This is a genomic window from Microvirga tunisiensis (assembly GCF_009296175.1).
Taxonomy (GTDB): domain Bacteria; phylum Pseudomonadota; class Alphaproteobacteria; order Rhizobiales; family Beijerinckiaceae; genus Microvirga; species Microvirga tunisiensis.
Genome location: NZ_VOSK01000257.1, coordinates 1 through 9,158, shown reverse-complemented (window position 1 = coordinate 9,158; position 9,158 = coordinate 1). Strand labels below are relative to the sequence as shown.

The following is a 9,158-nucleotide window of genomic DNA, read 5'->3' as shown; positions in this document are numbered from 1 at the left end:
CTGTCGTTCTTCGACTATCTTGGCGACCGGCTCGGCCTGAATGGGGATCAGCCGAGAATTCCGCCCCTTGCCGACCTCGTCATCCGGTCAGCCTAAGGCCCACCGTCCCCCAAACTGCCCCGATGACTAGCTGCGACAGAGGAGCCGCATCCTTCACGGTATGGCTCGCGGCTTCAGGTGGCCTCCGTCAATGACCATTGATCGGATCAACATGGGATCCCTGCTCGAGAACTCTGTTCAAGCTTAACGTTCGCTAGACTGATCTGCGGTAAGAACAAACTGCGCGTTGGGACGAATGCCCTGTCTGTCGGTTGTCGCTATTGGAGTGTTCATGGCCAATCCATCAAAACTGCTGAGTGCGTATGAGCGGATGGTGGCTGCGGAGGAGGAGAAGCATCGTCTGATGCCGGAACGCCTCGTGACACTCATTGCGGACAAACCCTGGATCAAGGCCGTGAGCAGGCACTCCGAAGCCCGTCAAGCCTTCGTGGAGGCCGCGATCGATTTCTGCCGGTCCGAGAAGGCCAAAGTGCCAAAGACCTCACGCAAGACATACCCAAAGCGGGCGATCAGAAGCAGCGGGCGGGATATACACGTACGCTAACGGCTGTGCCAGGCTCCTCAGGATCGCCATTGAGGAGTTTCAGCAAGATCCGGTTCGAGGCGGATGTTTGCTCGATTTCCGCATTTGCATCATGAGCGGACGTTCAATTGCATCCGCTGTACGTCGCTGGTTGACCCACTGCGGACTCTCAGAGCCTGAGTCGAACTTGCTTCAGACCTGGCATCCGGACGTTGGGGAGGCCATCTGATCTCGCCACCGGGGCTCACGATGATTCCGTGGTGCAACCGATCGCCTGGATCATGGCCCCTACGGCCGCCGCCTGTCCCAGGCCACTCTCGCGCACCAGGGCCCGCCACGTGAAGAAGTTGAGGGCCAGCCGCAACATCGCGTGCTGGGTCTTGCTTAGCTCTGTGCCGAGCACATCCTGATAGGCCGCCATCGACGGTCCAATCCGCAACTCGACGATCTCTTTCGTCAGCGAATGGTATTCGGCATCGCGCAACACGCATGCGGCCAGGTCGGCGTTGCGCTCATACCAACCGTAAATGGCAAGAAGGCCGACCCGGAGTCGCTCGCCCCCATCCTCGATGCCCTGCCAAGCTGCTGCGTCGGGCAGGGGATCGCGCTCCAGCGTCAGTCCCGAGCACGCCAGGTACAGACTGAGCTCATCGGGAAAGTGGGCGTAGAGCGTATGCCGCTGAACGCCGGCCCGCTCGGCCACCATGCTGAGCGACGTGAGTGCCGGACCGATGCTGCCGTGCAGGTCGACGGCGGCTTCGACGATCCGCTGCCGGGTCTCGGCCTGCTGCTCCGCGCGCTTCTTGAGGGTGTAGGTCCGGGTCATGTGTGTTTCGGCACACAGCACTGTGCCGCCATATTGACCAAATGTCATTTTCACTGCACAGTAGTGTATATTCAAATGTGACTGCTGTCCACCGTCGCCCAGTCCGGCCGGTGGTGCCCACCAAGATGATCGCGTGGAGAAAGTCATGGGACCCAACATCAGCGAAATCGCCGACGGCATCTATCGGATCTCGATCTTCGTGCCGGAGATCGCCCCGCCTGCGGGCTTCACCTTCAACCAGTTCCTCGTCCTGGGCGACGAGCCGCTCCTGTTCCACACCGGGTTGCGGAAGATGTTCCCGCTCGTGTCCGATGCCGTGTCCCGGATCATGCCGGTCGGGAACCTGCGCTGGATCACGTTCGGCCACTATGAGGCCGATGAGTGCGGAGCGATGAACGAATGGCTGGCCGTCGCCCCGCAGGCGCAGGTCGCACACGGAATGACAGGCTGCCTTGTGTCGTTGAACGACATGGCCGATCGCCCGCCGCGGGTGCTGTCGAACGGCGAGGTGATCGACATCGGCGGCAAGCGGATCCGCTACATCGACACCCCGCATGTGCCGCACGGCTGGGATGCCGGGGTGATCTACGAGGAGACCAGCCGGACGCTGTTCTGTGGCGATCTCTTCACGCATCTGGGTAATGGCCCGGCGATCACAGAGAACGACATCGTCGGCCCGGCGCTTGCGTCCGAGGACATATTCTACGACACGAGCCTCTTCTACGACACGAGCCTCGGCCCGAGCATCGCGCCGACGGTGCGCCGGCTGGCCGATTTGACCCCGCGCACCCTGGCCTTGATGCACGGCTCCTCGTATGTCGGCGATACCGTCGCTGCACTGAATGATTTGGCCAGTGCCTACGACAAGCGCCTGCGGGACGCGATGGCCGAGATGTCGGCTTGAGCGTCAGTCCTTTCGGGCGGTCACCCACAACAGCCCCACGAGAGCGATGTTCAGGCAGGTCATCCCCGTGAGGAAGCCGAGCGCGGCGCCGGGACCGCTCCACTCGATCAGGATCGCGCCCAGCGAGGGCGAGAGCGCCTGGGCGAGCAAGCTGGGCATCGCCAGCCGACCCATGAGCGAGGCATACCCGTCAGGGCCGAACAGGGCGAGGGGCAGGGTGCCCTTCGCGATCGAGCCGATGCCGTTCCCCGCGCCGTACAGCGCAAGGGCGACCGCGAGGATCGGGAAGCCGACGAGGAGAAGCAGGACCCCGCACGCGACCAGGGCGACAGAGGCCGCCATGGTCCAGATCGGGTGGTAATGGCGGCCGAAGGTCATCTCGATGACGCGGGCGCCAACCTGGGAGGGACCGACCAGCGCGCCGAGGGCCACCGCTGCCGCGACTCCGAGGCCGTGTGCCTGGAGAAAGGTGAGCAGGTGTACCCCGATCATCGAGGCCGTCACGGCCCCGAGCGTGAGAATCGTGGCGAGGAGGGCGAACGCGCGGGTTCGCGTGGCTCCGGTCAGAGGGGCTGGTGACGGCAGCCCGGGCTTCGCGCCGGGGAACCTACCGCCGCTTGGAACCGGCCCGATGCCGGGTACGACGAAGGCGTGCAGCGGAAGCGAGACGAGGACATGGATCGCGGCATAGGTCGCGCAGGCGCCGCGCCAGCCGAAATGCTCGACCAGCCAGGCGCTGAGTGGCCAGCAGACCGTGCTGGCGAAACCGCCCCACAGGGTCAACGTGGTGATCGCACGCCGGGCATCCCTGCCGTACAGGCGGCCCAGCGTGGCGAAGCCCGCGTCGTAGAGACCCGACCCCATGCCGAGGCCCATCACGAGCCAAGCCATCAGGTAGACGGGAAGGCTGTGGGCCAGCGCGAGGGTCGCGAGCCCGGCGGCGAGCAGGATCGAGCTGGCGACGAGGACAGGGCGTCCGCCCTTGATGTCGATCGTACGCCCGATCCGCGGCGCGACCAGTCCGGCCGCGAGCAGGCCGACGGACAGGCCGCCCACGACCCAGCCGAGCGACCATCCCGTGTCTGCGGCGATCGGTTTCGCGAGCACGGCGGGCAGGTAGAAGGACGATCCCCAGGCGAGGATCTGCGTGATCCCGAGGGCGGTGATGACCACCCCCGGGCTTGGCTTCGGCATGGCAGGATCGTTCGCCAGGGACTCACTCACCGGATTCGACACGGGCGGATCTCAGCAGCAGCCAGCGGGTTCCGCAACCTTCTCCGGCACCTTCGCCGGGCCGCATCCGCAGCCGGATTGGCCCTCGGCCTTGGCCACGGCGTCCGCGACGCAGCAGGCATCGGCCTTGGCCGGAGCGGGACCGCCGCAGCAGCCTGATGATGCAGGCGCACCGTCGACGGGAAGGTTGGTCGAGCACACGCCCGTCTCCGGCAGGACGAGATGGATGTCGTCCGCCGCCGCGAGGTCGCCGGCGATGGCCGCCACGACTGAGCGGACCTGCTCGTAGCCCGTCAGCATCAGGAAGGTCGGGGCACGGCCGTAGCTCTTGATCCCGACCGTGTAGAAGCCAGGCTCGGGATGGGCGAGCTCGCGGTGGCCGTGCGGCGGTACCGATCCGCACGAGTGCAGGTTCGGGTCGATCAGAGGGCCGAGGGCCTTCGCGCTTTCCAGCCACGGGTCGAGGTCGAGCCGCAGCTCGCGGGTCAGGTTGAGGTCCGGGCGCTGTCCCGTTGACACCACGATCCGGTCGACGGGGCTGATCTCGCGGATGCCGCTTGCCGCCTCGCCCTCAACCATGACCTGCCCGCCGGCGGTCCGCACGCGGACCACGGAGAACCCGGCAACCAGCGTGACTTGCCCGCTGTCGACGAGAGCCTTGAGTCTGGAGCCGAGCTCCCCGCGGGCCGGGAGCTGGTCGGCGCGGCCGCCGCCGTAGACCCGCATCAGGTTCTCGCCGCGGGTCGCCCACACGATGGATGTCGCGGGCTTCCGCTCCGCCAGCTTCGCAAGGTCGAGGAGGACGTTGGCGGCCGAGTGCCCAGCCCCCACGACGAGGGTTGTCCTGCCCACGTAGGCAGCGCGGTCGCGCCGGAGCACGTCCGGGATGCCGTAGGCGATGTTCGCCGCGGTCTCGGCCTCGCCCTCGGCCAGGGTTCCGCCCGCGCCGAGGGGATTCGGTGCCGTCCACGTCCCTGAGGCATCGATCACCGCCCGGGCCAGGTCGCGCCGGATCGATCCGTTGCCGGTGGAGACGGCGAGCACGAACGGCTTGGTCTCGCGCCCCCGGCTGAGCACCTTGTCAGCGCCCTGGCGGGTGATCGCCTTCACGGCAGCGCCGGTCTCGATCACAGCCGCCATCTCGGACGTCTCGGCGAGCGGCTTGAGGTAAGCCTCATACAGGTCCGATCCCGTCGGCATCGCCTTGCCAAGCGGCTCCTGCCAGCCATGGGACTGAAGCAGCACGCGGGCCGCCGTGTCGGTGTTGTACTCCCACGGCGAGAACAGGCGAACATGGCCCCAGTCGCGGACGTTGGCGCCGACGGTCGAGCCGGCTTCGTAGACCTTCACGGGAAGGCCGCGCTGGATCAGGTGAGCGGCGGCTGCAAGACCGACAGGGCCTCCGTCGATGACGGCTACGGGGAGGACATCAGACGAGGTCATGGAAGGGCTCCTTGGTCAGCAGCAAGAGGCGGGGCGAGGGGCGAAGCCGTCGCGCACGCGCTCGATGAAGACGCGTCCGTGGCAGCACAGGATCTTGAGCATCCGCGAGGGATCGCGGTGGCGGGGCTGGGCCAGGATGGCGTGGACATCCGCCCGCTCGAGGCCGATGTCGTGCAGGAGATGGTCGTCCAGCTCGCCGAGGGCGACGACGTGCCGACGGTTCCGCACCGCGCGGGCGAGATGGAGGACGAAGGGAAGGAAGCCGGGCATCTGTTTCTCCTTTTCATATTTCCGGTAGTATGGAAATAGCGGACAAAAATAAATCAGGCGGCGTTCTCCGCCTGGGTTCCGCATCCGACGTCGGCGCAGCACTCGTCGGCCAGGAAGCCGATGAGGCCGTTCATCGCCGGGTAGTTGGCCCGACAGATCAGGGTCGTGGCCTGCCGTTCCTGTGTCACCAATCCCGTCAGCAGGAGCCGCTGGAGGTGATGCGAGAGCGTTGACCCCGGAATGCCGAGGCGCTCCTGGATCTGCCCGACCGGCAGGCCCGCTTCGCCCGCGCGCACCAGCGTGCGGTAGACCTGGAGCCGGGTGGTGTTCCCGAGCGCTTCGAGTTGCTTGGCTGCTTGTTCGACGTTCATAGAAATAAGATGCGGGTGTCTGGATCGTCCGTCAAGCGTTATTTCTGGATTTATCGAAATAATGCTCCGGCCGATCCGTTTTGCCGCCACGCTGAAACCCGTCGCGAGTCCAGGTGTTTCTCCCCCTAACGTATATCGGCCCAGACGGCACACGCCGCGCGACGGGTTTGCGGGACAAGTATCCAAGGAGAGTGCCGATGCCCCACGATGCCTCAGGCGACGTGCGCCTGCCCCACGTCAACGATCTCCATCCAGATGTCGCCACCTTCATGATCGCACGGGCTTTCGCCGAGACGTACAGGGACGTGCTCGATGCCCCGGTGCCAGACCCGCTCGTCGCCATCCTCCGGCAGATGGAAATCGGGAAAGCCGACCATGAACGCCCTGCATCCTGAACCGCACGTCGCACTGATCGTCGAGGACGAGCCCTATGTCAGGGAACTCGCGGGCGCTCTGCTGGAGGAGACCGAGCTGGACGTGGTGGAGGTCGACAGCGCCGAGGCGGCCTTGGCCTACCTCAAGGACCAGGGGGGCGAGGTCGCGATGATGTTCGCCGACGTTCGGCTGCCCGGGGAGATGGACGGGGTCCAGCTCGCCAAGGCGGCTTGCACCCTCTGGCCTGCGATCCGCATCGTGCTCACGTCGGGCGATCCGGACGCTGCATCCGACGACTTGCCGGACTGCGTCACCTTCATGCCGAAGCCATGGCGCGGCCTTGACTTGCTGGTCGAGGCGGAGCGGGCCGTTCGCCAGCCCGAGCCGCTTGTGACCTAATAGGGTCGGGGATGTTCACTCCCCGGCCGTCACCCTCCGTCCGGACGATACCGCACGCCCGGCTCCGCGCTCGTACCAGCCTTGGCTGCGGTTCACGACCTGGACCACGGACGGCGTCACGGGCACCTCGATCAAGACACCGACGACGATCGCCAGCGCCGCGCCGGAGTTGAACAGGATCTGGCGTTGACCTTATCCGATTTCTGCATTGGCGGCGTGAGCGGACCTTCATTTGGTCTGCTCAACATTACATTTTGACCGAGGGTGTGTCAAAACTCAGACCGCCCTGATCTCGACGAACTATTTGTACAAGTTCACGCTTCTGTACCGGAGATTTCTCGGTCTGTCGGGGCTTATAGGAAATTAAATTGCTCTACGGAGCGGCCTGTTCGCGTTTTGACACAGGCTCGACCCGAAGGAGACCTTCAAGGGACTGTCCCAATGCCTCGGAACAGTCCCTCGCGGCCATCGGTTCGGAAGCACTTCATCGTTCCGACCTTCGCAGGTTTCCAGCTCCTGTTGATGGCGCCCGTTGCGGACTTAGAGCACCATTTCGATCTCGCCCGGGCGCCATTCCTTCGTGAAGAACGGCTCGCGCGGGCTGTACAGGCGCAGGATCGCGAACCAGCCTTTGCCGGGCATGGTCTGGATCCAGTTGCCCCGCGCGATGCCGGCTGGCTGGGTGGGGCCGAGATGGATTGTCGTGGAGCCGTCGGCATTCGGCTCGGTGGCGGGCGAGGGATAGCTCTGGTTGCCGGCACGCGGGAAGCGCTGCGGCGTGTCGAGCATCGATCGCGTCTGGTTGTCGTAGAGCGTCAACGACCAGAAGTTCGCCTCCGGAATGTCCTTGGGCAGCGTCACCTTGTAGGTCTTGCCGCCGTCGAAGTACTGCTTGTCGGCATCGAGCGTGGCGAAGAGATACTGCGAGCCGATGCCCGTCACACGCATGGCCATGGCGGGCGTAATGCCGGTGACGCCATAAAAGTACCATCGGCGCGCATCCAGTTGCCGGTAGCCCGTTGCCGGGAAGGGCTTGGCGCCCTCAGGTGTAATCATCGGGATCGGCGTCTCGAACTCATAGCCGGACACGAAGAGCGGGTTCATCCAGGCCGAGCCGGGGTAGTAGAACCAGCTCGGATCGCGCGGATGCATGAACAAGCTGCGCGAGATCGCGTTGGCCTGCGCCACGGCTTCGGTCAGGATCGTCTTCATGCGCTCGTCGGGGGCGAACGGCTTGCCCTTGACGATGCCGATGGCGGCAATCGGCCCCATCAGCTCGGGATCGAGCGATGTGGCCGGCTCCTGCTGCACGATCTCGTTGAGCCTCTCGAAGTAGCTGAAGTCGTTCGGCGGAAGGGTGTTCATCACCTTGCCGCTGGCCTCGTGGAACACGAGCGGCGTCGGCTGGACAATGCGCCCGAGCGGGGCCTTGCCTTCCAGGAACTCGGCGATGGGTGTGCCGAGGCCGCCGGCCTCGTAGGGGTAGACCTTGGTGAACTTCCGGATGGTGTCGGCCACCGGCTTGGGATCCTTGTGGTCGGCCAGGAACGAGCGCGCGAACCAGAGGGCGACATTCGTCCGGGAGCGGGCGACGGAGAAACCACCGTTCGGCAGCGGACCGGTGTAGCCCGGCGGCACGATCAGGTACTTCCCGCCCTCGCCGCGATCGGGTCCCGGCAGGCCGACATCGATGATCCAGCGGAACCAATAATCCTGGACGGCGCCGAGAAATCCCGGCGCGGTCTCCAGCACCATGGGACCCTTGGTGAGATCGAGCGCGCCGACGGCGTAGATTGTATCGGCATTGGTGGTCAGCCACAGCGACTTGGCGTCCATCAACTCGGAGAAGATGATGGCCTCGTTGTCCTTGACACCGACGCTCTGCAAGCCCTTGTGGATCGCGTGGAGGCTGACGCCCTGGAGGGTGTCGGCAAATGCGCGCTGCGCATGCGCGAAATCGAGGCCGTCATAGACCTTGTCCAGGGTCGCCTTGCTCGGCGCCCCATCTTTGAAATCGAGCGTGCCGATGCGGGTCTCGACCTTGTCCGGCGTGGTGACCGAGGGCGGGATGGCAGGCGCCGTCTGGGCGGCGGCCGGGCGGGGTAAAACTAGAGCGGCGCAGACCGCGGTTGCCGCCAGAAGTCGCATTGGCTTCATCGGTCGCCTCCGTTGATTTCGGTCTGATGGGCGTGTTCCGATGGAAGTTCCCCGACCGAGTACGCCAGCGATCCAGTTCCGCTTGACCAAGTCTGCATCAGCCATGGCATCCGTCCTTGAGAGAATGTTCGCTGCCACGCTGACGTGCTGGCGGACACGATCAGGACCTTCCTGTCGGCACGCAACGTAAACCAGCCATCCGAGCTTGCTTGACCGCGCGGGACATCCACATGACCGATGTGGACGACCGCAAGGGCTGTTGCTCCCGTCCCGGCTCTATAGGGCCACGCTTAACGATCATCCCTGACCCCATGCAAACCTTGGAGTGTTGGGCTATCGGGCTGATGGCTGCGCCTTCCGGCTGGCCAAAGCCATTTGGACCCGGGCAGGAAAGGGTCGCAAAACGCGCAGGAGTGCCTTGCACCGACTTTACGGCGGCCCACCGGGAACCTATTTCATGGTTCTTTCCTAGAGCGCGTTGACATTCATTTGGTCCAGATGAACGCGCTGACGAGGCAAAGGATTGACATAAACGCCCGTGGGGTCTGTTCGTAGCGCGTGGCGATGCGTCTGAAGTGCTTGATTTTCAGGAAGAAG

The 9,158-nt window shown here is 64.9% G+C and carries 10 protein-coding genes and 1 pseudogene; 4 read left to right on the top strand and 7 right to left on the bottom strand.

The features are described 5' to 3' along the window. Positions 1-331 precede the first annotated feature (331 nt). Complete coding sequence (locus tag FS320_RS32570; RefSeq protein WP_152716571.1) at positions 332-604, top strand: hypothetical protein; 273 nt, start codon at positions 332-334, stop codon at positions 602-604. 223 nt (positions 605-827) lie between these two features. Here the strand turns inward: FS320_RS32570 and FS320_RS32565 are convergent, their stop codons facing one another. Further along, a complete protein-coding gene (locus FS320_RS32565; RefSeq protein WP_152716570.1) occupies positions 828-1,409 on the bottom strand; it encodes a TetR/AcrR family transcriptional regulator in 582 nt (193 codons plus the stop codon). 145 nt (positions 1,410-1,554) lie between these two features. Here FS320_RS32565 and FS320_RS32560 point away from each other — a divergent pair, with 145 nt between their 5' ends. Next, positions 1,555-2,313, top strand: coding sequence for an oxygen-binding di-iron domain-containing protein (locus tag FS320_RS32560; protein ID WP_152716569.1), 759 nt, complete (start codon positions 1,555-1,557; stop codon positions 2,311-2,313). Between the two features lie 3 nt (positions 2,314-2,316). Here FS320_RS32560 and FS320_RS32555 read toward each other — a convergent pair whose 3' ends face one another. From FS320_RS32555 to FS320_RS32540, 4 genes are read right to left on the bottom strand one after another with little or no spacing between them, the layout of a single operon-like run. Further along, positions 2,317-3,507, bottom strand: coding sequence for an MFS transporter (locus FS320_RS32555; protein WP_152716573.1), 1,191 nt, complete (start codon positions 3,505-3,507; stop codon positions 2,317-2,319). Positions 3,508-3,558: 51 nt separating this feature from the next. Next, positions 3,559-4,989: an NAD(P)-binding domain-containing protein gene (locus tag FS320_RS32550; protein ID WP_152716568.1), complete on the bottom strand. Its 1,431-nt coding sequence runs from the start codon at positions 4,987-4,989 to the stop codon at positions 3,559-3,561. A gap of 15 nt (positions 4,990-5,004) precedes the next feature. Beyond that, a complete protein-coding gene (locus tag FS320_RS32545; protein ID WP_152716567.1) occupies positions 5,005-5,259 on the bottom strand; it encodes a DUF1127 domain-containing protein in 255 nt (84 codons plus the stop codon). Between the two features lie 53 nt (positions 5,260-5,312). Continuing rightward, positions 5,313-5,630 (bottom strand): ArsR/SmtB family transcription factor, encoded by a 318-nt coding sequence (locus tag FS320_RS32540; protein ID WP_152716566.1) that lies wholly within the window; start codon positions 5,628-5,630, stop codon positions 5,313-5,315. Positions 5,631-5,827: 197 nt separating this feature from the next. Between FS320_RS32540 and FS320_RS48635 the strand changes: the two genes are divergently transcribed. Together FS320_RS48635 and FS320_RS32535 are read left to right on the top strand one after the other, a co-directional pair. Further along, a complete protein-coding gene (locus FS320_RS48635; protein ID WP_244627540.1) occupies positions 5,828-6,025 on the top strand; it encodes a hypothetical protein in 198 nt (65 codons plus the stop codon). Next, positions 6,006-6,404 carry a response regulator gene (locus FS320_RS32535; protein ID WP_244627539.1) on the top strand — a complete coding sequence of 133 codons (399 nt, stop codon included), beginning with the start codon at positions 6,006-6,008 and terminating at the stop codon, positions 6,402-6,404. Before FS320_RS48635 ends, FS320_RS32535 begins: the two co-directional genes overlap by 20 nt. Positions 6,405-6,419: 15 nt before the next feature. Here FS320_RS32535 and FS320_RS48630 read toward each other — a convergent pair. Together FS320_RS48630 and FS320_RS32525 are read right to left on the bottom strand one after the other, a co-directional pair. Further along, positions 6,420-6,578: pseudogene (locus FS320_RS48630) on the bottom strand (arsenical-resistance protein); the annotation flags it as partial. Between the two features lie 366 nt (positions 6,579-6,944). Further along, a complete protein-coding gene (locus FS320_RS32525) occupies positions 6,945-8,552 on the bottom strand; it encodes a DUF1254 domain-containing protein (RefSeq protein ID WP_152716572.1) in 1,608 nt (535 codons plus the stop codon). Positions 8,553-9,158: the final 606 nt, after the last annotated feature.